Origin of the sequence: Hymenobacter baengnokdamensis (assembly GCF_008728635.1) — a bacterium.
Classification (GTDB): Bacteria; Bacteroidota; Bacteroidia; order Cytophagales; family Hymenobacteraceae; genus Hymenobacter; species Hymenobacter baengnokdamensis.
This window is the reverse complement of the sequence record NZ_CP044285.1, coordinates 345337-371696: the sequence shown is the minus strand read 5'-3', so window position 1 is coordinate 371696 and position 26360 is coordinate 345337. Positions and strand designations below refer to the sequence as shown.

At 59.2% G+C, this 26360-nt stretch carries 26 protein-coding genes; 15 read left to right on the top strand and 11 right to left on the bottom strand.

Going from position 1 to position 26360, the window contains the following annotated elements; all coding sequences use genetic code 11:
- Positions 1-33 precede the first annotated feature (33 nt).
- The 6 genes from F6X24_RS01500 (at position 34) to F6X24_RS01475 (ending at position 6671) form a co-directional block, all read left to right on the top strand.
- A complete protein-coding gene (locus F6X24_RS01500; RefSeq protein ID WP_151086014.1) occupies positions 34-2661 on the top strand; it encodes an MGH1-like glycoside hydrolase domain-containing protein in 2628 nt (875 codons plus the stop codon).
- Between the two features lie 158 nt (positions 2662-2819).
- A complete protein-coding gene (locus F6X24_RS01495; protein ID WP_151086012.1) occupies positions 2820-3395 on the top strand; it encodes an RNA polymerase sigma factor in 576 nt (191 codons plus the stop codon).
- Positions 3396-3522: 127 nt separating this feature from the next.
- Positions 3523-4317, top strand: coding sequence for a hypothetical protein (locus tag F6X24_RS01490; RefSeq protein WP_151086010.1), 795 nt, complete (start codon positions 3523-3525; stop codon positions 4315-4317).
- Positions 4307-5527, top strand: a complete 1221-nt coding sequence (locus F6X24_RS01485) for a hypothetical protein (protein WP_151086008.1) — start codon at positions 4307-4309, stop codon at positions 5525-5527. Before F6X24_RS01490 ends, F6X24_RS01485 begins: the two co-directional genes overlap by 11 nt.
- Positions 5528-5585: 58 nt before the next feature.
- Positions 5586-6098: a PPC domain-containing DNA-binding protein gene (locus F6X24_RS01480; protein WP_151086007.1), complete on the top strand. Its 513-nt coding sequence runs from the start codon at positions 5586-5588 to the stop codon at positions 6096-6098.
- A 45-nt stretch (positions 6099-6143) separates the two neighbouring features.
- Positions 6144-6671, top strand: coding sequence for a PaaI family thioesterase (locus tag F6X24_RS01475; RefSeq protein WP_229725278.1), 528 nt, complete (start codon positions 6144-6146; stop codon positions 6669-6671).
- Between the two features lie 16 nt (positions 6672-6687).
- Here F6X24_RS01475 and F6X24_RS01470 read toward each other — a convergent pair whose 3' ends face one another.
- The gene (locus F6X24_RS01470) at positions 6688-8214 is read right to left on the bottom strand and encodes a diadenylate cyclase (RefSeq protein WP_151086005.1); all 1527 of its coding nucleotides are present in this window, start codon (positions 8212-8214) and stop codon (positions 6688-6690) included.
- Between the two features lie 13 nt (positions 8215-8227).
- A complete protein-coding gene (locus F6X24_RS01465; RefSeq protein ID WP_151086003.1) occupies positions 8228-9082 on the bottom strand; it encodes an energy transducer TonB in 855 nt (284 codons plus the stop codon).
- 170 nt (positions 9083-9252) lie between these two features.
- On the opposite strand from F6X24_RS01465, the gene F6X24_RS01460 reads away from it, so the two are divergent.
- The 4 genes from F6X24_RS01460 (at position 9253) to F6X24_RS01445 (ending at position 16048) form a co-directional block, all read left to right on the top strand.
- Positions 9253-10218 (top strand): bestrophin family protein, encoded by a 966-nt coding sequence (locus F6X24_RS01460; RefSeq protein WP_151085998.1) that lies wholly within the window; start codon positions 9253-9255, stop codon positions 10216-10218.
- 110 nt (positions 10219-10328) lie between these two features.
- Positions 10329-11078, top strand: a complete 750-nt coding sequence (locus F6X24_RS01455) for an MlaE family ABC transporter permease (RefSeq protein ID WP_191906413.1) — start codon at positions 10329-10331, stop codon at positions 11076-11078.
- A 256-nt stretch (positions 11079-11334) separates the two neighbouring features.
- Positions 11335-13605: a pectate lyase family protein gene (locus tag F6X24_RS01450; RefSeq protein ID WP_151085996.1), complete on the top strand. Its 2271-nt coding sequence runs from the start codon at positions 11335-11337 to the stop codon at positions 13603-13605.
- Between the two features lie 238 nt (positions 13606-13843).
- Positions 13844-16048, top strand: coding sequence for an FUSC family membrane protein (locus F6X24_RS01445; RefSeq protein ID WP_151085995.1), 2205 nt, complete (start codon positions 13844-13846; stop codon positions 16046-16048).
- A gap of 80 nt (positions 16049-16128) precedes the next feature.
- Here F6X24_RS01445 and F6X24_RS18825 read toward each other — a convergent pair whose 3' ends face one another.
- Positions 16129-16305: a hypothetical protein gene (locus F6X24_RS18825; protein WP_191906412.1), complete on the bottom strand. Its 177-nt coding sequence runs from the start codon at positions 16303-16305 to the stop codon at positions 16129-16131.
- 151 nt (positions 16306-16456) lie between these two features.
- On the opposite strand from F6X24_RS18825, the gene F6X24_RS01440 reads away from it, so the two are divergent.
- From F6X24_RS01440 to F6X24_RS01420, 5 genes are all read left to right on the top strand, one after another.
- Entirely contained in the window at positions 16457-16717 is a 261-nt protein-coding gene (locus F6X24_RS01440) for a hypothetical protein (RefSeq protein ID WP_151085993.1), read from the top strand.
- Between the two features lie 26 nt (positions 16718-16743).
- Positions 16744-17466, top strand: a complete 723-nt coding sequence (locus F6X24_RS01435; protein WP_151085992.1) for a hypothetical protein — start codon at positions 16744-16746, stop codon at positions 17464-17466.
- 24 nt (positions 17467-17490) lie between these two features.
- Entirely contained in the window at positions 17491-18207 is a 717-nt protein-coding gene (locus F6X24_RS01430) for an SHOCT domain-containing protein (protein WP_151085990.1), read from the top strand.
- An 83-nt stretch (positions 18208-18290) separates the two neighbouring features.
- On the top strand, positions 18291-19268 hold the full coding sequence (locus F6X24_RS01425) for a DUF3089 domain-containing protein (protein WP_191906411.1): 978 nt from the start codon (positions 18291-18293) through the stop codon (positions 19266-19268).
- Positions 19269-19285: 17 nt separating this feature from the next.
- On the top strand, positions 19286-19540 hold the full coding sequence (locus F6X24_RS01420; RefSeq protein WP_151085986.1) for a hypothetical protein: 255 nt from the start codon (positions 19286-19288) through the stop codon (positions 19538-19540).
- Between the two features lie 134 nt (positions 19541-19674).
- Here the strand turns inward: F6X24_RS01420 and tsf are convergent, their stop codons facing one another.
- From tsf to F6X24_RS01380, 8 genes are all read right to left on the bottom strand, one after another.
- Positions 19675-20511 (bottom strand): translation elongation factor Ts, encoded by an 837-nt coding sequence (tsf, locus tag F6X24_RS01415; RefSeq protein WP_151085985.1) that lies wholly within the window; start codon positions 20509-20511, stop codon positions 19675-19677.
- Positions 20512-20664: 153 nt separating this feature from the next.
- On the bottom strand, positions 20665-21438 hold the full coding sequence (gene rpsB / locus F6X24_RS01410) for a 30S ribosomal protein S2 (RefSeq protein ID WP_151085983.1): 774 nt from the start codon (positions 21436-21438) through the stop codon (positions 20665-20667).
- 18 nt (positions 21439-21456) lie between these two features.
- The gene (gene rpsI, locus F6X24_RS01405; protein WP_151085981.1) at positions 21457-21843 is read right to left on the bottom strand and encodes a 30S ribosomal protein S9; all 387 of its coding nucleotides are present in this window, start codon (positions 21841-21843) and stop codon (positions 21457-21459) included.
- A gap of 140 nt (positions 21844-21983) precedes the next feature.
- The gene (rplM, locus tag F6X24_RS01400; RefSeq protein WP_151085979.1) at positions 21984-22436 is read right to left on the bottom strand and encodes a 50S ribosomal protein L13; all 453 of its coding nucleotides are present in this window, start codon (positions 22434-22436) and stop codon (positions 21984-21986) included.
- A gap of 130 nt (positions 22437-22566) precedes the next feature.
- Positions 22567-23280, bottom strand: coding sequence for an RluA family pseudouridine synthase (locus tag F6X24_RS01395; protein WP_151085977.1), 714 nt, complete (start codon positions 23278-23280; stop codon positions 22567-22569).
- A 55-nt stretch (positions 23281-23335) separates the two neighbouring features.
- The gene (locus F6X24_RS01390; protein WP_151085975.1) at positions 23336-24406 is read right to left on the bottom strand and encodes a sensor histidine kinase; all 1071 of its coding nucleotides are present in this window, start codon (positions 24404-24406) and stop codon (positions 23336-23338) included.
- 164 nt (positions 24407-24570) lie between these two features.
- Entirely contained in the window at positions 24571-25290 is a 720-nt protein-coding gene (locus F6X24_RS01385; RefSeq protein WP_151085974.1) for a response regulator transcription factor, read from the bottom strand.
- A 143-nt stretch (positions 25291-25433) separates the two neighbouring features.
- Positions 25434-26270: a DUF3108 domain-containing protein gene (locus F6X24_RS01380; RefSeq protein ID WP_151085972.1), complete on the bottom strand. Its 837-nt coding sequence runs from the start codon at positions 26268-26270 to the stop codon at positions 25434-25436.
- Positions 26271-26360 lie beyond the last annotated feature (90 nt).

Here is a 26360-nt window from a genome sequence, read left to right as displayed (position 1 = left end):
GGATAAGAATAATATTATAAATTTACTATATTAATGGAAGAGCAGCGACGTCTGGCGGAAGCCAATAACCATACAGCGAGCTGGCGAAAATTCGGCCCTTACCTTACCGAGCGGCAGTGGGGCACGGTGCGCGAGGACTATAGCGCCGATGGCAATGCCTGGGACTTTATCACCCACGAGATGGCGCGCTCGTATGCGTACCGCTGGGGAGAAGAAGGCATTGCGGGGCTAAGCGACGATAAACAGCGGCTATGCTTTGCCATTGGACTCTGGAATGGGGCGGATGAGCAGCTGAAGGAGCGGCTCTTTGGCCTCACGAACGGCCAGGGCAACCACGGGGAGGATGTAAAAGAGCAGTACTATTACCTGGATAGTACGCCCACGCACTCGTACATGAAAATGCTTTATAAGTATCCGCAGCAGGCTTTTCCGTACGAAAAGCTGATTGCGGAGAATGGCCGGCGCACCCGGCTGGAGCCGGAGTACGAGCTGCTGGATACGGGTATTTTTGACGAGAGCCGCTACTTCGATGTATTTATAGAATATGCCAAGGCCGGGCCCGACGATATACTGGTACGCATTACAGCGCACAACCGCGGGCCGGAAGCTGCTATCCTGCACGTGCTGCCGCAGCTATGGTTTCGCAATACCTGGGCCTGGGGCAACGACGACCGACGCCCCGAGCTGCGCCAGGTAGCGGCCGGGGTAGTGCAGGCGACACATTGGGAGCTGGGCCAGTACCAGTTATATAATGACCAGGAGCCCGAGCTGCTGTTCTGCGAGAATGAAACCAATACGAGCCTGTTGGGCCGCCAACCAGCCGGCGAATCCTACTTTAAGGATGGTATTAACGACTTTCTGGTAGGCGGCCGGCAGAAAGCGGTGAACCCAGCGCGGATGGGTACGAAAGCGGCGGCGCATTACGTGTTTACGACGGCACCGGGCGAAGCGCAGGTGGTACGTCTGCGCCTGAGCCAGCCGGTACACGATACGCCTTTTGCGAATTTCGACGAGCTTTTTGCCGCCCGGCAGCATGAAGCTGAAGTGTTTTACGACTGCGTGCAGGAGGGCGTGGCTGACCCTGATGCCCGCAATGTGCAGCGGCAGGCCTTTGCCGGTATGCTTTGGAGCAAGCAGTTTTATTACTACGATGTAAGCCAGTGGCTCGACGGCGACCCGGCCTGGCCCGCGCCGAAGGAGCGGCAGAAGGGCCGCAACTCAAGCTGGCGCCACTTGCACAATGCCGACATCATCTCAATGCCCGACAAGTGGGAGTATCCGTGGTATGCGGCCTGGGACCTAGCCTTTCATTGCCTGCCGCTGGCGATGGTTGATGCCAGCTTTGCCAAGCAGCAACTGCGGCTGCTGACGCAGGACGGCTACCTGCACCCCAACGGCCAGATGCCGGCCTACGAGTGGAAGTTTGAGGACGTGAATGCGCCGGTACACGCCTGGGCCACGTGGCGGGTGTACCAGATGGACCGTAAGCTTAACGGCGGCAACGGCGACACCCCGTTTCTGGAAGCCGTATTTCAGAAGCTGGTGATGACGTTTACGTGGTGGGTAAACCGCAAAGACCACGACGAGCGCAACATCTTTGAGGGGGGCTTTCTGGGGATGGACAACATCGGCGTGTTTGACCGCTCGGCCCCGCTGCCCACCGGCGGAAAGATTGAGCAGAGTGACGGCACGAGCTGGATGGCCATGTTTGCCCTCAACCTGATGCGCATGGCGCTGGAGCTGGCCAAAACCAACCCCGTGTATCAGGAAATGGCCAGTAAGTTCTTCGAGCACTTTCTGCACATTGCTTATGCGATGACACGTGGTGGGGGCGGCGATTTTAACCTCTGGGACGAGGAAGACCAGTTTTACTACGACGTGCTGCACACCCCCGACGACTCGCGGTCGCGCCTGCGCATTCGCTCTATGGTGGGCCTGATTCCGCTGTTTGCAGTAGAAGTGATTGAGGATGAGCTGCTCAATGCCATGCCGCAGTTTACGGCCCGGGCTCAGTGGCTGATAGAAAACCGGCCGCACCTTGTGGGCCAGGTAAGCCGCTGGCAGGAATTGGGGACGGGCACGCACCGCCACCTGCTGAGCCTGATGCGACGCAGCCGCCTCAAAAGCGTGCTGGCGCGGATGCTGGACGAGACCGAATTTCTGTCTGACCACGGCATCCGGTCGTTGTCGCGCTACCACCTTGAGCACCCGTATGAGTATCAGGCCGAAGAAGCAAGCTTCAAGGTAACGTACGTGCCAGGCGAGGCCGAATCGGATATGTTCGGGGGCAACTCCAACTGGCGCGGGCCGGTCTGGTTTCCGGTCAACTATCTTATTATCGAGTCGTTGCAGCGGTTTTATGCCTATTATGGCGACACCTTCACGGTAGAGTATCCGACGGGCTCGGGGCAGCAGCACAACCTCAAGGAAATAGCCGATGCCCTGGCCGAGCGCCTGGCCCGGCTGCTGCTGAAGGATGCTACTGGCAAGCGGCCGGCCTTCGGCAACTCGGCGCTATTGCAGCACGACCCGCATTTTAAAAATTACCTGCTGTTTCACGAGTTTTTTCATGGCGATGATGGCCGCGGCCTCGGGGCCAGCCACCAAACCGGCTGGACGGGCCTGGTAGTGCGCCTGCTTCAGCAGCGGACGCAGGAGTAGGGAGGTCGATTTATAATATATGAAATTTTATATGTATTTCGTGCGCTGGTAATCATTATCGCCACACAGTGCAACCCGACGCGCGTGCGCTTTGTCTGTTAGGGTACAATTTCGGAAAGCCACCGACCTTTGCGCTTTACTGTTAGCCGAGTTTGCCTATGGAAGCCGTTGCCTATATCGATATTAATGCCCCGCTGGTAGAGCGGTGCCGCGTAAACGACCGGCAGGCGCAGGCCGAGCTGTACCGCCGCTACTCGAAGGCCATGTTCAACGCGGCGCTGCGTATCACGGGCGACTATGCTGAGGCGGAGGATGTATTGCAGGAGTCTTTCCTGAGCGCGTTTCGGGAGCTGAGCGGGTATAAGGGCGACTCGTCGTTCGGAGCCTGGCTCAAGCGGATTGTAGTCAATAAGAGTATTAATTGCCTGCGGCAGCGGCGCTTGCAGCTGGTGCCGCTCGAAGACTTTCACCACGACGCGGCCCCCGCCGAGCTGGCGTCGCCGCACGCCGCCGACGATGCCGACGAGCAGCAGTACCGGGCCGACGTGCTGCGGCGCTGCATTCAGGAGCTGCCCGATGGCTACCGGGTGGTGCTCTCGCTTTACCTGCTGGAAGGCTACGACCACCTCGAAATAGCCGGCATTCTGGGCATTACCGAATCGACCTCGAAGTCGCAGTACAGCCGGGCGCGGCAGCGCCTGCGCGAGCTGGCGATGCAGCGCGGCCTGAGTTAGCAGACTAGCATTACGCTTTAGCAAATTCTTCTCCTACCCACCCCAAGTTACCAGCCGTTGCGGCGTGGCACTCGTATTAGCCCCGCGCAATCGTTCTACTCCGCGTTGAGGCGGAACCCTATTCATTATGGAACCTATTAATCGTCAGTCACTAGAAAATTACGCGGAGCGGCACCGGGCCGACTTCGACCTGCACGAGCCCCGGCCCGAGCTGTGGGCGGCCCTCGAAAAGCAGCTGCACGGCGACAGCAGCGCCGAAGCGGTGTCGCCGCGCATGAGTGTATTTGTAAACCAGGATGCCGAACTGCCGCGGGTGCATGAGCCGGTGGCCACGCAGCCAGCCTATAAGGCTGAGCGCTGGCAGCGCTATGGCCTTGTGGCAGCTTTGGCGGCGCTGATAATTGCGGCAGGCGCCGGGGAAGCCTGGAAAACCAAGCATAGCCCGGCGGTAGCCAGCCAGCACACCGAAACCAGCAGCAGCGCTACCGACGCCGCCTTATACCTGGGGCCTGATGCCAGTGTGCTGGCCGCCAGCCAGGGGGGCACCGACGTAGATGCCCGCCTTGACACGGCCGTGCACGGCATGGAGCGCTACTACATTGCGCAGCTTACCGACCGCCAAACGCAGCTTAGCCAGCTTGCGCCGTCTGCCACGGCCGAGTGGACGCGTGAGCTTATTGGCCTCGATTCGAGCTATCAGCAGCTGAAGCGCGAGCTGCCCCGTCATCCGCAGCCCGAAGTAGTGCTGACGGCGATGAACCGCAATCTGCAAATCAGGCTCGATATTCTGGACCGGCAGCTACAGCTGCACGGCAGCGACCAGGCCGACCTGGCTGGCGGCAGTGCTTCCGCCAATGGCGAGTATGTGCTGGCCGATAGCCGGGGAATCGCCGATAATGTAATGCGCCGGAATGACCACTAAGCGCAGTTTTCAGCTGGCCGGACTGGGGCTGCTAGTGGTTGGGCTAAGCCGGCCCGTGCTGGGCCAGACTGCCCCCGAGCGGCCTGCTGACCGGGTACAGATGATGTACTATATAGCACCTGTTGCCGGCGGGGGACAGGAGAGCCCGGCCGCGCAGCCGAGCCCGGTGCAGGAAGAAAAAACGCCGCCCATTGAGCAGCGGCGGCGCATCAGCCGCAGCTTTCGGGTAGTGAAGGCGGGGCAGGCTTTTTCGCTCGACACCCGGTACGGCCACGTGCGCATAAGTAGCTGGGACAAGCCGGAAATGAAGGTAGAAGCCGAGCTGATAGCTCGCGCCGAAACAGCCGTGGCGGCCAACCAACTGCTCGATGGCCTGAGTGTGCAGTGGCTTGAGTACGATGCCCGCACGGGTGGGGTAGCCGTCAACTCGCAGTTTGGGCCGGCCCTGAAGGGTAAATGCAGCGGGGGCGGCTGCCGCTATGAGGTAAACTACACCGTGTGGCTGCCCGGCACTACCGCCCTGTGCGTGACCACCAGCTTTGCCGATGTGGCGGTAGCCAGCGACTGGCAGGGGCCGGCGAAGCTCACCGTAAACTACGGCACGCTGCGCACCGGCCGTCTGGCCGGCACCGGCAACGTGGTACATATTGCCAACGGCGACGCAACGCTGCCCTATGCCCGCCAGGCCAGCTTTGAAGCCGACTACGCCCGCCTGCGCCTGGAAGCCGGTGAGCAGATTGAGTTGCGCACCAATTACTCAGATGTGGATATGGGCACGGTGCACGACCTGACGGTGCACAGCAAATACGGCGATGTGGCGCTGGGTACCGTGCGCACCTTACGGGGCTCATCGGGCTACTCACACTTTAGCGTAGGAAAGCTCAGCGAAGGCCTGGATATGGCCGTGCGCTACTGCCCCGATTTTGAAGTGCGCGACATGGGAGCCAACTTCCGCCAGATAACCCTCGATGGCGGCTATAGTACCATTCGGCTGGGGTTTGCCGAGGCTACCCCGAGCTTTCGCTTTGACGTAAGCACCGAGCAGGGCCAGCTGCTGGTCGATAAAAAGCAGGTGCGCGTGCTTTCCTCGGGCGAGACGAGCCAGGGCATTGCCGATGTGCTGGGGGTGTACGGCGGCCGGGTGCCGGCGCCCGGTGCCGGCAATGTGAATATTAAGGTGCGCTACGGCACGGTGCGATTTAGCAAATAAAAGCCGGGAAGAGAGAAATCGCCGGACTGCCCGGCCGCTCGCCGCTTAGCTTTGCGCGGTGCTGAAACTTCTTTCGTTGCTACTGCTCGGGCTGCTCGCCGGCACGGTGCAGGCGCAAACAACCGCTGCCGTGGTTCCTTCCTCTCCGCTCAAAGCCTACGCGCTACGCCTGAAACCCGGCGCCGACCTGCGCCAGCAGCTTACGGCTTTCGTAGCTGCTCACCACCTGGAGGCTGTTGCCGTACTTACCTGCGTCGGTAGCCTTACCGAAGTGAGCCTGCGCCTGGCCAACCAGGAAAACGCCACGCACTACCGCGGGCATTTTGAGATTGTCTCGCTGGTGGGTACGCTATCGGCCGCAGCGGGCGGGCACCTGCACCTGGCCGTGGCCGATAGCACGGGCCGTACGCTGGGCGGCCATTTGCTCGATGGCTGCCGCATTTATACCACGGCCGAAATTGTGTTGGGCGCGCTGCCGGAGCTGCAGTTTGGGCGCGAAACTGACCCCACGTTTGGCTACAAGGAGCTGGTGGTTAAGAAAGCTCCGGCCCGGCGCGTCAAAAAGCCCTAGCTTCGCGGCGCTGGCTGCGTCTGTTTCGGCCGGTGCCTTGTGGTCATGACTCCTTCTCCCATGCCGGCGGCCGACTCTCCGGCAGCCGCTGCGTTTCGCCGCCAGGTGCTGAGCCCCGCCCGGCTGCGGCTGTTTATGCTGCGCAAGCTGCCGATGGCCTGGCTGGCCGGCCTGCGGCTGCGAGCTCTTACGCCGGAAGCCGCCACTGTTACTATTCGGTATAAGTACCTCACCCAAAACCCCTTTCGGAGCATCTACTTTGCCTGCCTGGCAATGGCGGCCGAGCTGGCTTCGGGTATTCAGGCCATGATGCACGTGCAGAGCGGCGGCCCGGTATCGATGCTGGTTGTGGGCCTCACGGCCGAGTTCAGCAAAAAAGCCGTGGGCACCATTACCTTCACCTGTGCCGATGGCGCGGCCATTGCGCAGGCGGTGGCCGAAAGCCGCGCCACCGGCGAGGGCCGCAGCGTCGTGGCCACCAGCACCGGCCACGACGAAGCCGGCGACGTGGTAGCGGTCTTTCGCGTCACCTGGTCGTTTCGGGCGAAGCAGAGTGGCCTTGGCAAAAGCTAGTAGATTTTTTGCTGGTTTACTGCCGGGCTTCAGCCAGGTTCTCTTTGGTCAGCACGTCCACCATGCCGTCCTCACTCACCACTACTACGAGGCAGGGGTAAGGCGAGCTATCGACGTAGCGCACGGCCGAATTGTAGCGCGCCCCGCGCGTGCTGGTACCGTGGCCGCTGGCTTTCCCGTCGAGAATAACGCCGATAGAATAGCAATAGCCTTCGGGGTCGAGTAGTACGGCCCCGTCGATGGCCGTGATGAGCTGGGTGATGAGCGGCGTAAGCGGTACCGGCTCGATAAGCGTGCATTGCAGCTTGAGGCGGTCGGCTTCGGCCAGCGCTTCGGTAGTAATGACGAGCAGCGTACCCTTGGGCTGGCGGCTGGCTTCGAGCACTACCTGCCAGAGGTGCTCTACCTTATCGGGCCGCGTAATGCTGAAGGTGCGCTTGAGGTCGCGCCGAAAGCGGTTAAGGTTGAGGCGGGGCCGGGGCAGGGTGGGCAGGCCGTAGCGCGAGCGCAGCAGTATCTGCCCGGCGTGGGCAAACTCCCATGCATAGTGCGTGACGAAGTGAATCTCGAACAAGTCTTCGCGGCTGGGGTCGTAGTGGCCCACCTGGCGGCCCAGGGCATATACTTTTTCGCCATCGGCCAGCAGGTGCACATCGTGGCTGGCCATTTCGAGCAGCTTGCGCACGGCCCGGTAATCGCTCAGCTGGGTGGGGCAGGTGAGGGCAAAAACCTCCTCCACGTTGGGATGGCCGCGCCGCGCCAGCAGCAGGCGGCCCACGCCTTCGCCGCCTTCATAGCGCAGGCTGGATATAGTATTTAGGGTATAAAACAGCCGGGCCACGCCGGGGTCGGCGCCCATGGCGTGGGCAGGCGTATCGAGCAGGCTTTTGCCGGCGGCGCGCAGCAGCTCTTCGCTTTCGCGGGGACGAAACAGAAAGCCTGCACCCGGTTCGGGCTCATTGAGCCACTTCACACATTCCTCGTTGAAGCGAAACATGGCCCCCACCAGCAGCGAGTTGGCCAGCGGCCGGCCGTCGGTGTAATAGCGGTCGGGTTGCAGCGAAGGATACGAGCGCAGCGGTTTGCGATTAACCCTTAATATAGTAAAAACATAATAATCGTCGAGCCGTACCGGCCAGCCGGTAAAATGCTGGTAGATGGCCTGGTCGTTGAGGTCGTCCAGAATCTGCTGCACTACGGCCCGGATGCTGCGGTTTTCGTAGCGCATGCGCAGCATGGCCGGGCTCATGGTTTCCTCGGTGGGCATGGCAATGTGCACCCGGCCGGCCGCGTGCCTGGCCAGGCCCTGCGCTACGGCCCCGGCAAAGGCCTCGGTGGGCAGGCCCGCTTCGGCCGGCTCCTGGCAGATGGGCAGGTGGCCCGCCGCATCGTGGGGCAGCCCCAGCACGATAACGTAGGGGTGCAGGTCGTCGTCGAGGGCATCGAACAGCGCCTGGGCAGTGGCCTGGGCCACTTGGCGGTAGCGTTGCTGATGCGGCCAGATGCAGCCGCTTGAAACAGGAAGAGCGAGGGTGGGGGGCATGAGTAGAAGGAGCCTATAGCTGGAAAATAACCGGCAAGGTCATCTTTTGCTTTATCGGCTTGCCCTGGTAAGTGGCCGGCTCCCACTTCGGGGCGGCTTTGATGAGGCGCACGGCTTCTTCATCGAGGCCCGAGCCGTGCTTCTGAACCACGCGCACGTCGGTGAGCGAGCCATCGGGCTGCACGGTAAACTCGACGGGCACTTTGGCCTGAATGTGCCGCTTACGGGCCAGGTCGGGGTATTTCTGGTTGGCCGCAATCCAGGAGAAGAACGCCGCGTTGCCGCCCGCCGGCTGGGCCGACTTCTCGGGTCGGATAATGGCTGCCCCATTGGCGGCCGTGCCCACTACCGAGCTCGTACCGGGCGCGGCGGCTACGGCGCCGGGCGGCAGCGGACGGCCCGGCGCCGGGCTGCCGGCGGCCGGAATTTCGACGACCTCGCCCGAGCCGGGCGCCAGCACAAAGCTCACCGGCACCGTAACGTGCTGGCGCACTGTCTGGCCGTGGTTGTGAGCCGGCGTCCACCTGGGGGCCGCCTTAATAACCCGGATGGCTTCGGCATCGAGCAGCGGGGCCACGGGCTGCACCACTTTCACCTCGTCTACGGTGCCGTTTCGCTCTACCACGAAGCTCACCTGCACCGTGCCTTCCTGCTTGGCCTGCAGGGCTGCCGTCGGGTATTTCTGGTGGCTTTGCAGGTACTCGGCGTAGGCGGCGGGGCCACCTTTGGGCACGGCCGGCTGCTCCACGGCCTCATAAACGCGTTTGGGGTCATCCTGCGTGTACGTAAGCTTGGCAGGTTTTTGAGCCAGGGCGGGCATAGCAGCGGCCAGGGCAAGCAGCAGGGCGTAGGGGCGGAGATTAAACATGGATTAAAAATGAAGTAATCGGCCAACAATAACCAGGGCTGGCAGGTAAAGGGGGCAGTTGGCCTCACCCAAAGCACTTTTGGGCCGGGGCGTTGCTCCGGCAAAGAAGGTACTGCCACGGCGGCGGCAGTGTTTTTTGCTGAAATTACGGCTAATCAAGCTTCAGCTTCATGTACATTCGGCAAAATCTTCACCCGCTTTTTGTGTGGCGCCAATATGGCTGGCAGCCACTGCTCATCTTTGCCAGCTACGACGCGTTCATCTGCCTGCTCTATGGGCCGCTAGACGTTCACTGGCTCGATATACCCTGGCAGCCGGTGGCGCTGTTGGGTACGGCCGTGGCCTTTTACATCGGCTTTAAAAGCAACGGCTCGTATGCGCGCTTTTGGGAAGGCCGGCAGCTGTGGGGGGCTATTGTAAACACCTCCCGCGCGTGGGCGCTGCGGGTGTTCGACTTTGTGCAGCTAGTGCCGGGGGGCGATGCGCTGCCCGCCGCCGAGCTGGCCGAGCTGCACCGCCGGCTGCTGTACCGGCAGCTGGCCTGGTGCAATGCCCTGCGCCTGCACCTGCGCCGCCAAACGGCCGAGCGCTGGGACGCCGAAGTAGCCCCTTTCTTGTCTGACCCCGCCGACCGCGCCCTCGCCACCACCGCCAACCCGCCCACGCACCTGCTGCGCCACCAGAGCAAAGAAGTGCTGGAGCTGCACCAGCGGGGTCTGCTCACCGAGTTCCGCCACGTAGCCCTGATGGGTACTATTCAGGAGCTGCTGAACGCGCAGGGAGCCTGCGAGCGCATTAAAAACACGCCTTTCCCGCGCCAGTACGCCTTTTTTAGCTACGTCTTTGTCTGGATTTTTGGCCTGTTGCTGCCCCTGGGCCTGGTCGAAGAGTTTGATAGCCGCGTGGCGCTGGGCCCGTTCCACGTCTGGCTGATGGTGCCCTTCGCGGCCGCCGTTAGCTGGGTATTCAACACGATTGAGCTGGTCGGCCACAACAGCGAAAATCCCTTTGATAATAAGGTAAACGACGTGCCGATGTCGGCCATCTGCCGCAGCATCGAAATCGACCTGCGCGAGCTGCTGGGCGAAACCGAGCTGCCCCGGCCCGTGCAGCCCGTGGAGGGCGTGCTTTACTAGAAAGCGTGAGCGGGACGTAAAATAAAAGCGCCGCCTCTGCGTCAGGCTGGGTAGGCGCGCTTTGCCTCCTTCTGCCCCGTACCTTTGCGGCTCGTACTTATCCTTAGGTGATGTATAGATACCCCCGGCCGATTTCTGCGTTTGGCCGCTTCGTGTTGTTGATGCAAATGATGCTAACCCGGCCCGAGCGCCGCCAGGTGCTGTGGCAGCGAACCCTGGACGAAGCCGTGGATATCGGCACCGATTCCGTTTTTATTGTAGGGCTGGTATCAACCTTTATCGGAGCGGTTACCTGCGTGCAGATTGCCTACAACATGGTCAATCCGCTTATTCCCATGAGCACAGTGGGCTTTATGGTGCGCGAGATGACTATTCTGGAGCTGGCTCCTACCATTATCTCGGTGGTGCTGGCTGGTAAGGTCGGGTCGGCCATTGCGGGCGGACTGGGCACGATGCGCATTACCGAGCAGATTTCGGCCATCGACGCGATGGGCATCAACTCGGCCTCCTACCTGGTGCTGCCGCGCATTCTGGCCTCGCTTTTCGTGTTTCCGCTGCTTGTTATTCTGGCCATGAACCTGAGTATTTTGGGCGGCTACGTGGCTACCCAGGTATCGGGTACCATGCCCGGAGCCGACTATATCGAGGGCCTGCGCTACGCCTTCAAGCCCTACACTGTCCTGTTTGCGCTCATCAAATCAGTTGTGTTTGCCTTCCTCGTATCGGCCATCTCGTCTTACAAGGGCTACACGCTCAAGGGAGGCGCGCTCGAAGTAGGAAAAGCCAGCACGGCGGCCGTGACCAACTCCATTATTTCCATTTTGCTGGCCGATTACGCGCTGGCCTCTATTCTGCTTTAGCGCCTGCCAGGCACGCGAACCATGGTCAGAAATAGGGTACGCGCCTGGCTGCCGCAGCAATAGCATAAAATGCTGAATGGACAATCAGCAGCAGGTTCGCGCTTTTTTGTCTGGTAACGTTGCCGACAACGTTTGCGTAGATTAAGGTGCGCCTTTATCTCATCAAATGCTCATTTTCTGAAGCTTAGCGGCTAGGTTTGTGCAAGCCGGTCCCACTGCCGGGGCTTGCCGATGCCCACCAAAAAAGCTTCAGGTTATGAAAAAACTGCTTTGCCTACTCTTACTGCTAGCTCCTGTAGCCCTGCGTGCTCAGGCGTTAACTATCCTGGAATCAGCGGGCTGGCTCGAATCGGCGTATGTGAAGTGGCAGCCAGTTGCGAATGCGCAGAGCTACAATGTGTACTACAGCGGCGAAGGCGTTGTAAATCAGAAGCTGGATAACCAGCTCATCCGAAACTACGGCTCCTTTTACCGGGCTGATGCGCTGGGCCTGAAGGCCGGAACGTATACGCTCAAAGTTGTGCCCGTAATCTCGGGGGCTGAAGCGACCGCCACGGTGACCAGCGCTTTATCGGTGCAGGCCCATGACCGTACCGGGTTTGCCTTCAGCGGTGGCCGGGTGCCGGGCGCCTACAATGCCGACGGCACCGTGAAAAGCAATGCGGTGATACTCTACATCACGCAAAACACCAAGAATACCATTTCCCTCAACGTAGCAGGGGCGACTATCAACCCGTGCGTGGGGCTGCAGACAATTCTGGAGGGCTTCAAGAAAGGCAAGGACACGCGCCCGCTGATAGTGCGTATGGTGGGGCAGATTACCGACCCCAGCTACCTGCAGGCCGGCGATATCGTTATCGAGAACAACAATTTCGCCTCCGGGTACATTACCCTGGAAGGAGTTGGCAACGATGCCACGGCCGATGGCTGGGGAATTCGGATGAAAGGCGCGTCCAATATCGAGATACGCAACATCGGCGTGATGAACTGCAACAGTGACGAGGGAGATAGTATTGGCCTTCAGCAGGATAACGACCATATCTGGGTGCACAATGTCGATTTCTTTTACGGTGATGCGGGCAGCGACCCCGACCAAATCAAGGGCGACGGCGCGCTGGACACCAAAAAGTCGACCTACATCACGTTCTCCTATAACCATTTCTGGGATACGGGTAAGTCTAACCTGCTGGGCCTGAGCGAAGGAACCACGCAAGGGCTTTACATTACCTATCACCACAACTGGTATGACCATTCGGACTCCCGCCATCCCCGGGTTCGTTTTTATTCGGCTCACGTTTACAATAACTACTACGATGGCAATGCGAAATACGGGGCCGGCTCAACAATGGGCTCTTCTGTATTTATGGAAAACAATTACTTCCGCAATTGCCACTATCCGATGCTGACCTCTATGCAGGGCACGGATGTGTATAATCCAGTTACGCAAGTAAATGATTATAAAAATATGCCAATCTTCTCCAATGAAGATGGCGGTACCATCAAGGCATTCAACAACTACATGGTAGGGCAGCAGCGCTTTGTGCCTTATGGCGCCGCCGGCTATCCCAACTCAACGGTTGACTTTGATGCGTACGTGGTAGCTACCCGAGCAGAAACGGTTCCAAGCTCCATTGTATCGGTGTATGGCAAAAACACCTACAACAACTTTGATACAAACGCCTCCATTATGTATGCCTACACGCCGGATAGCCCCGATGCGGCCAAGGCAAAGGTGATGCAGAACGCAGGGCGCATCAATGGCGGCGATTTCCAGTGGGCCTTCAACAACGCGGTCGATGATGCCTCCTCGGCAGTGAATGGCCCCCTGAAAACCGCGCTCACCAACTACAAGACCGGTTTGGTTTCGGTTCAGGGCGACGGAACCTCGACAACCGGGGGAGGTGGTACCGGCACGGGTACGGGCTCTACCGCTACCGGTATGGTGCACAATTTTACCCTGGCCGGCACTACCAGCTCGTTCTACACCATCACCGGCAACCTGTCGACTTCGGGAGGAACGGTAACTTATAACGGCCTGACCCTGACGCAGTCGCTGAAGCTGGAGTCGGCAACGGCTATCTCCTTTACGACAACGGATGTCGCCACATTGACGCTGGTATTCAATGATACATTCAGCGGAACTATTAAGATAGACGGCACCAGCCAGACGGTAAGCGCCGGTAGACTAACCACGACGCTCTCGGTTGGGCCTCACCAAATCACCAAGGGCTCCACCGCAAACCTGTACTACATGAGCACTGTCTATACCGGGGCAGGCCCGTTGGCAACGCTAAGCGCGGAAGCGCTGCCAGTACTTAGTATTTACCCAAATCCGGCGGCAGATGAAGTGCTGGTGGGCTGGAAGAGCAAGCAAGAGTTTTCGCTATATACCATCACCGGCAGCCTGCTGAAAACCGGCATTACCAACCAGCCTTTTAGTCTGAAAGGCGTTAAGCCAGGCGTGTATTTGATTCTGATTCGGGACGAAGAAGGAAACCTGCGCACGAGCCAGTTGCTCAAGCAATAGCTGTACCTCCTGCTTTGCCGCGACACTTGCCCGAAAACCACGGTTTCCGGGCAAGTGTCGTGGCAAAGTTGTGTAGTAGCTGTTGCAGCTGTTGGAAAGACAGGTGTACTATTCGCGGCTAGTGGTGTCAGCAGCTCAATAATAGCCGGCGTGCCACGAGCAGCCGTTGGGGCAGGAGCGGCTGCTCGTGGCACGCCGGCTTAACCTCGTTCCTTCCTCGTCGTACTTTCGGGCAGCCATGCCGTTTGCCCTGCCCCGCGTGTCGCGCCGCGACCTTTCGTATTTCTTCTTCAGCCAGCACTTCTCCGATGGGCTGCGCACGACGCTGGCTATTTTGCTGCCGGCAGTGCTGGGGGCGCAGTGGGGGCAGTTTGCGGCCGGTATTACCATCTCGACCGGGGCCGTGTGCCTGAGCGTAACCGACACGCCCGGCCCGCTGCTGCACCGCCGCAATGGCCTGCTGGCCGCCCTGGTGCTGGTGTTTTTGGGCACGTTGCTCACGGCCTGGCTGGCACCGCACCGCTTCTGGCTGGGCCTGGCCATCTGCGGGCTGAGCTTTGGGCTGACTATGCTGCTGGTGTGGGGCGCGCGGGCGGGCTCGGTAGGCTCGGCTACGCTGCTGGGCATGGTGCTCACGCTGGCGCACGCGCCGGTGGGGTGGCGCGCCATTGTTTTTCACTCGGTGCTGCTGGCTCTGGGCGGCGGCTGGTACCTGCTGCTGGCGCTGCTGCAAGGCCACGTGCAGCCCTACCGGGCGGCGCAGCAGGCGCTGGGGGAGTGCCTGCACGCCGTAGCCGAGTTTCTCTCGATTAAAGCAACGTTTTACGGGGCTGCTACCGACCTCGAAGAGGCGTATCGCCGGCTCGTCGCCCAGCAGGTGGTAGTGAATGAGAAGCAGGAGGCCGTCCGTGACCTTATTTTTCGCTCGCGCCAGATTGTCAGCGAAAGTACCAGCGCCGGCCGTCGCCTGGTGCTCACCTTTACCGAAACGGTTGACTTGTATGAGCATATCACGGCGGGCTACTACGACTATGCTGCCCTGCGCACAGCCTTCGGCAGCACGGGCGTGCTGGCCGATATCCAGGGAGTAATCGGCCGCCTGGCCACCGACCTCGACTACCTGGGTAGTGCCATTCTGGTAAACCGCGCCTACGGCAGCCCGGCCCCCGACCGCCTGCCCGAGCTCACGCGCCTGCAAGCCCGCATCAATGCTCTGCCTGGTGCCGAAGCCGCGCCGGGCCAGCGAACGCTGGCGCTGAAAAAGATACTGGTAAACCTGCGCGACCTAAGCCAGCGCGTGAGCAGCATCCGGCGCTACTTCGACGAAGCCCAGGCAGCTGTTACCGCGCCCGACCCGCGGCGCGTGGCCAGCCACGGACAGTTTGTGGCCCGGCAGGAGCTGGAGTGGAGTGCCTTTCCGGAAAACCTGACCATGAGCTCGTCGGTGTTCCGGCACGCCGTGCGCATGACGGTGGCCTGCGCCGTGGCTTATATCGTGGCCGAATTTCTGTGGCATGGCCAGCACAACTACTGGATTCTGATGACGGTGACGTTTATGCTTAAGCCAGCCTTCAGCCTCACCCGCGAGCGTAATATCCAGCGTATCACCGGCACGCTGGGTGGCGGGGCTCTGGGCGTACTCATTATGTGGGCCGTGCCCAATGGCGACGTGCACTTTGGGCTGCTGCTCGTGTTTATGGTTATCGCGTACTCTTTTCAGCGCACAAAATATCTGGTAACGGTAATATTTCTGACGGCTTACCTGCTTATCATGTTCAGCTTTCTGGGGCTGGGCTACCTGGGCGTGATTGCCGAGCGCCTGACCGATACTGCCATGGGCTGCGCCATTGCGCTGGCTGCGGGTTACCTGCTGTTTCCGCGCTGGGAAGCCGACCAGCTGCCCAACCTGCTCGCCGCTACGCTCCGCGCCAACCTGGCTTACCTGCGCCAGCTGGCCGACCGCCTGGCCGGCCGCGAGGTGCCGCCCACTACCTATCGTTTGCTGCGCAAAGACGTGTACGTGGCCTCCGCCAACCTGGCGGCAGCTTTCCAGCGCATGCTTTCCGAGCCGCGCCGTACGCGCCGCCACCCCACCGAAGTGCACGAATTTGTGGTGCTTAACCATATTTTGTCGGCCAATATCTCAGCCCTTACCACCACCTGGCAAGATGCCAGCACCCCCAACCCGCCCGTGCCGCCCGAAAGCCGCCGGGTGCTCACCAGCGCCCAGGCCGCCCTTAGCAAAAGCCTGAAGAGTCTGGCCGGCCCTGCGGCCATCGTGCCCGAGCCTGCAGGCGTGCCGACAGTAGCGCTGCAAAATGACGTGCGGGCCGATGCCAGTGCCGAAGCCGCCCAGCCCGACCGTACCCTGGCCGAGCAGCTGGCTTTTTTGCAAAAGGTAAGCAGCGACCTGAGCCGCGTCACCGAAGCCTTAGTGGCTTGAGGTAGCTGGCAGTTAAAAACAAAAAGGCTCTCCGACTCAGGCAGTGTGGGTCAGAGGGTCTTCTGCAGAAGCTAAACGCATTATTTGCGGCCCGAGCCGCCGGCTTTTTTGCCACCGCCATCATGCTTGTTTACCGTGGCCCAGGCGCGGGCTTCAGCTTCCTTGTCGTCAACGCCTCTTTTTTCGTAGCCTTCCTCGATGTGCTCGGCCTGGCGCTTTTGCTTGTCGGTATATTTCGACTTATCTCCCTGGGGCATGGTCGTAGAGTGTAAAAGGTGATGGAAAAGCCTGGCCTGCGGGGCCGGTGTACCCTTTATACGCCCCGCCGGGAAGCGGCGTTAAAGTCGAGTTTAACCGCCAGGGCCGGGTAGGCGTACTATCTTCGGCCGGTTCTCTTCTTCCCAACTCATGCGTCACGTTGCCGATATTCCGTTTCCCCAGGTCAAAATCACGCTGCTGGCCTGGAACGGCAAGTACCTGCTCAAGCTGGAGCAGGGCCCACTGGAGCAAACCTACAAAGTGAGTGAGCTCGACCTCACCGGCATTGCGCCCCCCGACGTAGAAATCCGGCAGCTGCTTGACGACGAGTTTCTGGCCGCCGCCGTAGCCCGGTTTCAGCACATGCAGCAGGATATGCGCGCCGCCTTTGCCCGGCACGACGAGCGCTAGTTTTTTCTTAATATCAGATTTTTACTATGTTTAATTTCCGCTTCCTGCTGCTAATGGCTTGCTTACTGGGCGCTGCCCCGGCCTGGGCGCAGCTCTACGAAGTGCGGCAGGGCCAGCTGCCTTACGCCGGCCGCTCACAATCCAGCGTCAATGTGGTAGTAGATGGCTCGGTCGACGAAACCCGCGATTTCTTTCAGTCTTTTATGAAAGACTCGTACCGCATCTCGTTTAAAAGCGGCCTGGCCGGTTTGCTGGGCAAGAAAACGGCTATCGCGGCCAAGCAGGTAGCCGGCACGGCCATTTCGAGCCGGCCCGTCGATTTATACGCAGCCCTCACGGCCCTTACCGACTCCACCACGGAAGTAGCGCTTTTTGGGGGCTTTGGCGAAAAAACCTTCTTCTCGCCCGACCTGACTGCTGCCGAGTTTAAGCATCTGCAGGATATGCTCGAAAAATACGCGCCCGCCGCCCGCACCAATGCCTACCGCCAGCAGGTGGCCGAGGCCGAAGCGAAAGTAGCGGCCGTAGACAAGGAAAAGGATAAGCTGAACCGTGCTATCGAATCGACGCGCAGCAACACCGCCGCCAATCTCAAGCGCATCGACGAGCTGCTGCGCCAGAATAAGTCCAATGCCCTGCTGCTGCGCCAGGATAGTGTGCAGCTTATCAGCAATGGCCAGCTGCACCAAACCAGTAGCCAGATTCTGGAGCGTCGGCGCGCCCGGTTGTCGGCGGTCGACCACAAATAAATTCTCCGCATTTTTGCACTCGCTATGAGCCCGTCCGATGCCAACTCGTCTCTTGCCGCCCTGCGGCAGCTCAAGGAAATGCTCGATGCCGGCACCATTACCGCGCCGGAGTTCGAAACGCTGAAGCGGCAGATTATTTTCGGCATCGAACCGGCGCTGCCCGTAGCTACGCCGTCCGGTACCGATGGGCCGCCCACCCCAGCGGTGCCCGAAGCATCCATTCCTGAACCTGAGGCCGTTGCGCCAGCCAACCCCCTGCCCGCTGCCATTTCGACGGAGGCCATACCAGCCGCGCCACCGGTAGCTGCGCCCGATTGGCTGGCTTCGGCGGCGCCCAGCCTGCTCTCGTTTGAAGAGCGGTCGCTGCCGCCGGCCGAAGAGCGGCGCAATCCGCTCAACCTGGTCTTTATTGTGGGTGGGGTGCTGGTGCTGCTGGGCATCGTGCTGTACCTGTTTATCGACCGCCCTGCCAACCCCGACGAGCACCTCACCAGCACCAGCCAAACGGCCGCCGACTCTACCATGACAGCTCCCGAAGTTGGTCCTCAGGCCGAGCAGCTGACCCTGCCGCCCGCCGCGCCCGAAACCATCCGGGTAGCACCCGCCGCCCGCCCGGTAGCCGCGCCGGCCACCAGCCAGCTCCGGGCCGATTCGGCAAAGCCTGTTACGGCACCGGCTAAAGCAGCAGCTGTGCCCAACCAGCCCGTGCCTATCGATTCGGCGGCTACTAAAAACCCTTAGCGGTGTACCAGGCTAGTAGTCGGCGGGTAGTGGCGGTCGCCAGCCTTGGTGTATGCGGGGTGCTAAACAGCTGCCTGAATATCTTGCGGCCCGTTCATAAATTTTCGGTCGAGGCCGCTGGGCCGGCACCCAACTATGCCGATACCACAAGCTGGGCCGCCCTGCCCGGCCACCGCACGGCCGCGCAGCAGCGTTTGCCCGGCCTGCCGCGTCCTGCCTTTACGCCAGCCGACACGGTAGCCGATGTCTTCTACGTGCACCCAACTACCTACTTCTGGCGGCTGGGCTACTGGAATGCCCCACTGCGGCTGCGTCGCCTGCGCCGCTTCACCGACCGTACCTGCCTGCGCAATCAGGCCAGCTTATTTTACGATGTCGGCCGGCTCTACGCGCCGCGCTACCGGCAGGCCACCTTATATAGCTTTTTTGCTACGAAGAACCCGTCCAGCCCGCTCGCACTCGACCTGGCGTATGCCGACGTGAAGGCGGCCTTTCAATACTATCTCAAGCACTATAATCACGGCCGTCCTTTCATTATCGCCAGTCACAGCCAGGGCACTATGCACGCCCAGCGCCTGCTACACGAGCTGATTGATGATAACCCTCAGCTGCGTAAGCAGCTGATTGCCGCCTACCTGGTGGGCAGAAAAGTTAAGCCGCACGAGTACCAGCACCTGCCGCCCCTGCGCGACTCGCTTCAGACCGGCGGCATTATTGCCTGGAATACGGCCTCGCGCGGCACCGAGTTTGCGCCCTATCGCGGCCTGCTGGTCACCAATCCGCTCACCTGGACGCTCGACTCGGCCGCTGCTCCAGCCAGCCTCAACCGGGGCGGTGTGCCGCTCACCTTCAAGCGCATCGACCCGCACGTTACCGGCGCTCAGATTCACCACGGCCTACTCTGGGCCAACCCCACGCACCCGCCCGGCTATCGCCACCTGCACATTCCCGGCGAGAAGGATTTAGCCGCCTCCTACCATATTGTCGATTATAATCTCTTCTACCTCAACGTGCGCCAGAATGCGCGGGCTAGGGTACGGGCGTGGAAAAATCAACAGTAACAACTCTAAATTTAAGTATGACAGCCAAGAACATTTTTCTCGCTTTGGTAGGGGTCGGGGTACTGGTATTGTGTTTTAAGTTTTACCAGAATGTCAGCGCTGTTCAATATTTAAAGAAATGTCAATTAGTACAGCCCGGAATGACAGTAGAGCAAGCAGAAAGAATCATGGATGACCGAGACGGCACGCATCATGTGATAGCGGACGGCTCTCTAGAATATGATGTCCCATTATTTGCCAGAACCGGCACAACTATCTATTTCGACCCGTGAACGAGCATTGTTAAGGAAGTGATTTGCGGAGATACTAAATGGTCTGGTTATGATGGCCCACCAGTAGATAAATAAAAAGCCCGCTGGCGCAATGCCAGCGGGCTTTCTTTTGCTAACACAAATCAGGCTAAAAGCTACGCGCCGATGGCTACGCGCTTGAAGTCCGATACCGTCATGCCTTTCGACTGCTTGTCGAGCAATTGCGCGATGGTCAGCGAGTTGTCTTTTACAAATTCCTGGTTCAGCAGGGTGTTCTCCTTATAGAACTTGTTGAGCTTGCCCTGGGCAATTTTCTCCAGCATCGCCTCGGGCTTGCCTTCGGCGCGCGCCTGCTCTTTGCCGATTTCAATTTCGCGCTCTACCGTAGCCGAATCCACCCCGTCTTTGTCAACGGCAACGGGCTTCATGGCTACGATTTGCATGGCTACGTCGCGGCCAATGGCGGCCACGTCGGCGCTCCCTACGTTTTTCAGGCCCACGAGCACGCCCTTCTTGTTATCCGAGTGGATATACGAAGCCACTTTCTCAGCGGTGAGGGTAGTGTAGGTCAAATCAAGCTTCTCGCCGATTTTGCCGGTCAGCTCCGTAATGTGCTCCTGCACGGTGCGGCCGTCGGCTTCTTTAGCAGCGAGCAGGTCTTCCTTGGTGCCCACGTTGGTTTTCACGGCCGTGTCCAGGATTTGCTGCACCAGCGCCCGGAAATCGGCTACTTTGGCTACCGATTCGGTTTCGCAAGCCAGAGCTACCAGCTTGCCGGTAGTGCCGTCGGCGCTCACGTTTACCAGCACCAGGCCTTCCGAAGTGGCATTGTCGGCGCGCTTGTCGGCAATTTTCTGACCCTGCTTGCGCAGAATGTCGCGGGCGGCTTCAAAGTCGCCGTTGGCTTCGGTCAGGGCTTTTTTGCAATCCATCATGCCTGCACCAGTCATAGTGCGAAGCTTGTTTACGTCTGCGGCGGTGATAGCGGCCATAGTTGTAGCGCGGACTTTTAGTCCGCGAATGGTGGTGAAATATGAAGGTTAATTCAGCTGGTCGCGGACTGAAAGTCCGCGCTACATAGAAAAAGGGAACTGCCAAGCACTTGCCTCGACCGTTCCCTCTTTCGTCAAGCTTAGAAAAGCGGCTTATGCTTCGTTGTCAGCTTCGGTTTTCTCCGCAATGGCAGCCTCATCGGCTTCTTTGCGGTCAGCGTCTTCCTTATCAACTTTACGCTCCGACAGGCCATCTTCGATGGCTTTGCCGATAACATTGATAATCAACTGAATCGACTTCGATGCATCGTCGTTGGCCGGAATCGGGAACTGCACAAGGTCGGGGTTCGAGTTGGTATCGCAGATGGCGAAAACCGGGATGCCCAGCTTCTGCGCCTCTTTTACGGCAATGTGCTCGCGCTTCACGTCGACCACGAACAGGGCGGCGGGCAGGCGGCTCAGGTCTGAGATACCCCCCATGACGCGCTCCAGCTTCTCGCGCTCACGGTTCATCATGAGTTTCTCGCGCTTAGCGAGGGCGGCGTAGGCCGTATTCTCTTTTACCATCTTGTCGATGGTAGCCATTTTCTTCAGCGACTTGCGAATGGTGGCGAAGTTCGTCAGCATCCCGCCCAGCCAGCGGTCCGTCACGAACGGCATCTTGAGGCGGGTCGCCTCCGTCTGCACAATTTCCTGCGCCTGCTTTTTGGTGGCGACGAACATGATTTTGCGGCCGCTCTTCGCGATGTTGCGAATAGCATTGGCGGCGTAATCGAGCGAAGCCAGGGTCTTGTTAAGGTCGATAATATGGATGCCGTTCTTCTCCATGAAGATATACGGCGCCATTTTCGGGTCCCACTTGCGCGTAAGGTGGCCAAAGTGGGCACCTGCGTCAAGCAGCTCTTTATAGGTGGTGGACTGAGCCATGATAGTCTGCTTCGAATATTAGCGTTTAGAGAACTGGAACGAGCGGCGCGCTTTGCGTTTGCCGAACTTCTTCCGCTCGACCATGCGGGGGTCGCGGGTCATAAAGCCTTCTTTTTTCAAAGCGGGCCGAACTTCCTCGTTGTCGCTTACCAGGGCTTTCGTAATGGCGAGGCGGATAGCCTCGGCCTGGCCGGCGATGCCGCCGCCACTCACGTTCACCTTGATGTCGTACTGGCCCACCTGCTCGAGGGTGGCCAGCGGCTGGTTCACGATGTTCTCCAACAGCTCGTTGGCGAAGTAGGACTTCATGTCCCGGTTGTTGATAGTGATATTCCCTTGCCCGGCCTGCATGTAGATGCGGGCCACCGAGGTTTTTCTTCTACCAGAGGTGTTAGTAGCTGCCATTAACTTAATGTGAGAAATAAAAAGAATGTGGGGGAATGTGAAAATGTGGCAGAAGTGAGGGTAATTAAGCTAATTATTTAAATTAACCAATTCATTTTCACATTTCCACATCAAGCACATTTCTCACATTTAAAAAAGATTTACAGGTTTTTCAGCTCGTATACTTGCGGCTGCTGCGCTTCGTGCGGATGCTCAGTGCCAGCGTATACGTACAGGTTGCGGAATTGCTCGGCGCCGAGGCGGTTGCCTTGCAGCATGCCTTTTACCGCGTGCTCGATGGCTTTGCGCGAATCACGGTTCAACTGCTCGCGCAGGGTGCGCTGCTTCTGGCCGCCGGGGTAGCCCGAGTGCGAGATATAGACTTTCTCAGTCAGTTTCTTGCCCGTTACGCGCAGCTTGTCCGAGTTGATAACAATCACGTTATCGCCGCAGTCGGAGTTGGGGGTGAACGAAGGCTTGTGCTTGCCACGCAGGATGTTGGCAATTTGGCTGCACACGCGGCCCAGCGGGGCCACGCTGGCGTCTACGATAACCCAGTTTTTCTGGGCGTTGGCCTTGTTGACGTGGGTCGTCTTGAAGCTCAGGTGGTCCATGGGGATGGTAAAAAATTACCGGCTAAACAATTGACAATAAACCCCAACCCGTTCGGGGCTGGGGAAAAACGGACACAAAGGTACCATTTTTTTGGTACACTACCAAATGCCAGTCAGGTAAAAGCCTGAATTAGCGGTACTGCTGCAAAGTCTCGACCAGTACCCGGAAATCCTTCGGATAGGGCGCCTCAATCCGGATGGCCTCGCCATCCAGCCCGGTAAAGCCGAGTTCTTTGGCGTGAAGCGCAAAGCGCTTGATAAAAGGCTGCTCCGTTTCGCCCTCCTTAAGGTTAAACTTCTTCTTGAGGGTGGAAAGGAAAAAGTCTTCGCCGCCGTAGAGGTGGTCGCCCACAATAGGCGTCTGCACATACGCCAGGTGCAGCCGAATCTGGTGCATGCGGCCTGTCACGGGCTCGCACTGCACCAGGGCGTGGCGGGCATAGGTTTCGAGGGTGGTAAACCGCGTTTCGGCGGGCTTGCCCTTAAAGGCCAGGCGGGCCTTGCCGCTCTTGGTGGTTTCGATATTACGCTCTACCACAAACCTTTCCAGGGGCGGCGCGCCCCAGGTAACGGCATGGTAAATCTTGCTTACCTCGCGGTTTTCAAACTGCATCGAGATATGGCGATAGGCTTCGGGGTTTTTGGCCAGTACCAGGGCCCCGCTGGTATCGCGGTCGAGGCGATGGCCTACCTGGGCATCGGCAGCGTACTCGCGGGCGAGGCGAAGCAGGCTGGCCGCCACGCCAATGCGCTCGTCAAGGGTAGAGAGAAAAGGGGGCTTGTTGACGACGATATAATCGTCGTTCTCAAACAGAATCAGGTCTTTGAACTTGGGTGGCTTCATGCGAAGCGCAAAGGTACGTCTGCCAGTAAGTCCGGCTCGCCGCGTCGGCGTTGAGCTACTTCAGCGCTTTGGGCCGCGCCAGCTTAAACTCCATCGTAGTACCTTCATTCAGCACGCTTTTGATGTGAATGGTAGACTTGTGCGCCTCCACTATATGCTTGCTGATGGCCAGGCCCAGGCCCGAGCCACCCGCCGAGCGCGAGCGGCTTTTGTCTATCCGGTAAAAGCGCTCGAAGATGCGGGCCTGGTGTTCGGGGGCAATACCAGCCCCGTCGTCACGCACCGCAATGCGTACGCCATTGCGGCCAGGCGTGAGCGCTACCACCACGTGGCCATTACCTTCACGTCCGTATTTTATAGCATTGTCAATCAAGTTGATAAGCACCTGGCGGATGCGGTTGCGGTCAGCCACAACGGGTAGCTCCTCGGCCGCCAGGTGCGGCGGAAACAGCTCCAGCGTGGTGCCGCGCCGCTGGGCCTGCTGCTCCAGCAACTCAAACAGCTCCTGCACCAGCCCAACGAGGTCGAAGCGCTGCCGCCGCATGCGAATGACTCCTTTTTCCAGCTGCGAAATCGTGACCAGGTCCTGCACCAGCGCATCGAGCGCGTCGAGGCTGGCAGCGGCCCGCTGCAAAAACTTGCGCCGGGTGGCCGGGTCCATGCCTTGGTCCGGGTTTTCTTCTTCCTCATCCAGAATGGTATGCACAAAGCCCTGCGCCGCAAAAAGCGGGGTTTTCAGCTCGTGTGACACATCGGCCAGAAACTCCCGGCGCAGGGCCTGCAGGCGCATCAGCTCATCGAGCTCCTGCTGGCGGCGCTCGGCCATCTCCACTATCTCGTCGCCAATGCGCCGCAGGGGCTCGGGGCGAAATAAGAACTTGTTGCTGAGGCGCTTAAACTCTTTGCGCTTAATATGCTCCAGTCGGGAATAGATGCCGTTGATTTCCTGAAAAATCAGGGCCTCAAAAGATAGGTAAATCAATAAGAAGCAAGCTGCCACGGTGATGCCCGCCGCCAGAAACGCCTGATGCGTAGGCAGAGTAGGTGCCAGGTAAGCAAACGTAGTAAGTACCCCCGCTACCAGCAGCGCAATCAGAACGGCAATGGTGCGGGAGGAGAGGTTCATGGGGCGGCGAAATTTTTTAGGGGAAAATAGAGTAAAATTAGAACGTCAGGCTGAGCTTGTCGAAGCATCTCTACTGAACGACCCTAGCGGCGCGGTAGAGATGCTTCGACAAGCTCAGCCTGACGTTCTTCTATCTTGCTTCTGCCTTAATAATAAGCAGGTAATTAGTCCGCATTAAACTTATAGCCCACGCCTTTAATGGTCTGGATGTGGTGGTCGCCCACTTTTTCACGCACTTTGCGCACGTGCACATCCACGGTGCGGGCCAGCACAAATACATCGTTGCCCCAGATATTCTGCAGCAGCTCATCGCGGCTGAATACCTTGTGCGGCGAGGCCGCCAGGAAGGCCAGCAGCTCAAACTCCTTTTTAGGCAGCGTGATTTTACGCCCGTCCTGATACACCGCAAAGGCGGTGCGGTCGATACGCAGGCCGTTGATGTCGATGGCCTCCACCCCGGCGTGGGGGTCCTGGTCGCGGCGCACGATGGCCGCCAGCCGGCTGAGCAGCGCCCGCGGCTTGATGGGCTTCGCCAGAAAGTCGTCGGCACCGGCCTCAAAGGCCGCTACTTCGGAAAATTCCTCCGCTCGGGCAGTTAAAAATAAAATATATGTATCTTTAAATTTTTTCTGCTCCCGCAGCATCCGGCAGGTAGCGATACCATCGAGGTGGGGCATCATGACGTCGAGCAGGATGATATCGGGGGTAAACTCCTGCGCTATGGCCAGGGCCTGGCGGCCGTCGCCGGCTGAAGCGGTGAGATACCCTTCCTTTTTAAGGTTGAATTCCAGCAGCTCCACAATATCGGGGTCGTCGTCGACAACCAGAATCCGGTAGGCAGCGGACTTCGCTTGCGTTAACCGTTGGGGGGCGGGCGTGGCCACGGCGGTGAGGCGAAAGGGGTAAGGACTTTCGCGCTACAAAATTACCTGCTCCCGCGCGGCAGCCGTGTTACGTTTGTGTGACGCCGATAGTAGGGGCGGCAAAAGCCAGAAAACAGGTGAATAATAGGCTGCCTGCTCATCTATTAGTCTTTTGCGGAATCTGTATTTTGTCTGACCATATTAAGCCGGCTTTTGAGGCCCTCGTACTTATACATATCTACTTTCACGGCGCCCACAAACATCTCGGCCTGAAACAGTACCGGAATCTTGTTGCGGTCGTCGGAGAGATACACTTTGATGGCGTCTTCGCCGCGGAAAATGCGGTTGGTAGGCAGCTTGGGCACTAGCTTAAGCACGTGCACGGGGCCGGCTTTGGTTTCGACTATCTCGCGGCCTTTAAAGACGACTTCCAGATTAAAAGTAGATTCGTCGAAATAGCCTCCCATGTGGATAACCTCGCCCGGCTTCATGTGGTCGTAGTTGAGGGTGCGGAGGTAGTAAAAGCCACTCACCAGCTCCTGGACATTGCTGGGCACCTTAAAGGTGTAGCGAATGGGGTCTTTGCGGTGGGTCTGCAGCACGTTTACGATAGCGTGGGCCTGGTCGAAATCAACTACTTCTTTTTTGCGATAGGTGCTTTCCTCAATATCGCGCGTGGAGCGCAGCGGCAGGATGCTGGCCGTGTCGATGTAGGCGCGCCACTGGTCCTTTACGTGCAGAAAAAAATCGAAAGAGCCAGTAGTACGGCCGCTCACGGTGGCCTTGTAGCAGGGCCGGTCGGCCACCCGCTCCAGGCTGCCGGAGGTTTCTACAACTGCTTCGGCTGCGTTAATCACCCCATAATGAACCTTGTAGCGAATGGTTTCGCCGGTTTTAAAGCTGGTATTGGGCCACAGGCGTACGGGCTCGGCGGTGCCGGGGGGCTGCGTCGCGGCGGCGCATAGCCAAAGCAAGGGAATAACTAGCCAGCAGCGCGGCATAAGAGCAGTAGAAAACGAAAGCAGCGAAAGCGGTACAAACCAGATGCCAGCCACAAAACTACGCAGTGAGCACCGCGTAGGGTTGCCTTA

Bases quoted from the DNA above. Each gene is read 5' to 3' on its own strand.
- F6X24_RS01500 (WP_151086014.1), top strand. From the start codon at position 34: ATGGAAGAGCAGCGACGTCTGGCGGAAGCCAATAACCATACAGCGAGC.
- F6X24_RS01495 (WP_151086012.1), top strand. From the start codon at position 2,820: ATGGAAGCCGTTGCCTATATCGATATTAATGCCCCGCTGGTAGAGCGG.
- F6X24_RS01490 (WP_151086010.1), top strand. From the start codon at position 3,523: ATGGAACCTATTAATCGTCAGTCACTAGAAAATTACGCGGAGCGGCAC.
- F6X24_RS01485 (WP_151086008.1), top strand. From the start codon at position 4,307: ATGACCACTAAGCGCAGTTTTCAGCTGGCCGGACTGGGGCTGCTAGTG.
- F6X24_RS01475 (WP_229725278.1), top strand. From the start codon at position 6,144: ATGACTCCTTCTCCCATGCCGGCGGCCGACTCTCCGGCAGCCGCTGCG.
- F6X24_RS01470 (WP_151086005.1), bottom strand. From the start codon at position 8,214: ATGCCCCCCACCCTCGCTCTTCCTGTTTCAAGCGGCTGCATCTGGCCG.
- F6X24_RS01465 (WP_151086003.1), bottom strand. From the start codon at position 9,082: ATGTTTAATCTCCGCCCCTACGCCCTGCTGCTTGCCCTGGCCGCTGCT.
- F6X24_RS01460 (WP_151085998.1), top strand. From the start codon at position 9,253: ATGTACATTCGGCAAAATCTTCACCCGCTTTTTGTGTGGCGCCAATAT.
- F6X24_RS01455 (WP_191906413.1), top strand. From the start codon at position 10,329: ATGTATAGATACCCCCGGCCGATTTCTGCGTTTGGCCGCTTCGTGTTG.
- F6X24_RS01450 (WP_151085996.1), top strand. From the start codon at position 11,335: ATGAAAAAACTGCTTTGCCTACTCTTACTGCTAGCTCCTGTAGCCCTG.
- F6X24_RS01445 (WP_151085995.1), top strand. From the start codon at position 13,844: ATGCCGTTTGCCCTGCCCCGCGTGTCGCGCCGCGACCTTTCGTATTTC.
- F6X24_RS18825 (WP_191906412.1), bottom strand. From the start codon at position 16,305: ATGCCCCAGGGAGATAAGTCGAAATATACCGACAAGCAAAAGCGCCAG.
- F6X24_RS01440 (WP_151085993.1), top strand. From the start codon at position 16,457: ATGCGTCACGTTGCCGATATTCCGTTTCCCCAGGTCAAAATCACGCTG.
- F6X24_RS01435 (WP_151085992.1), top strand. From the start codon at position 16,744: ATGTTTAATTTCCGCTTCCTGCTGCTAATGGCTTGCTTACTGGGCGCT.
- F6X24_RS01430 (WP_151085990.1), top strand. From the start codon at position 17,491: ATGAGCCCGTCCGATGCCAACTCGTCTCTTGCCGCCCTGCGGCAGCTC.
- F6X24_RS01420 (WP_151085986.1), top strand. From the start codon at position 19,286: ATGACAGCCAAGAACATTTTTCTCGCTTTGGTAGGGGTCGGGGTACTG.
- tsf (WP_151085985.1), bottom strand. From the start codon at position 20,511: ATGGCCGCTATCACCGCCGCAGACGTAAACAAGCTTCGCACTATGACT.
- rpsB (WP_151085983.1), bottom strand. From the start codon at position 21,438: ATGGCTCAGTCCACCACCTATAAAGAGCTGCTTGACGCAGGTGCCCAC.
- rpsI (WP_151085981.1), bottom strand. From the start codon at position 21,843: ATGGCAGCTACTAACACCTCTGGTAGAAGAAAAACCTCGGTGGCCCGC.
- rplM (WP_151085979.1), bottom strand. From the start codon at position 22,436: ATGGACCACCTGAGCTTCAAGACGACCCACGTCAACAAGGCCAACGCC.
- F6X24_RS01395 (WP_151085977.1), bottom strand. From the start codon at position 23,280: ATGAAGCCACCCAAGTTCAAAGACCTGATTCTGTTTGAGAACGACGAT.
- F6X24_RS01390 (WP_151085975.1), bottom strand. From the start codon at position 24,406: ATGAACCTCTCCTCCCGCACCATTGCCGTTCTGATTGCGCTGCTGGTA.
- F6X24_RS01380 (WP_151085972.1), bottom strand. From the start codon at position 26,270: ATGCCGCGCTGCTGGCTAGTTATTCCCTTGCTTTGGCTATGCGCCGCC.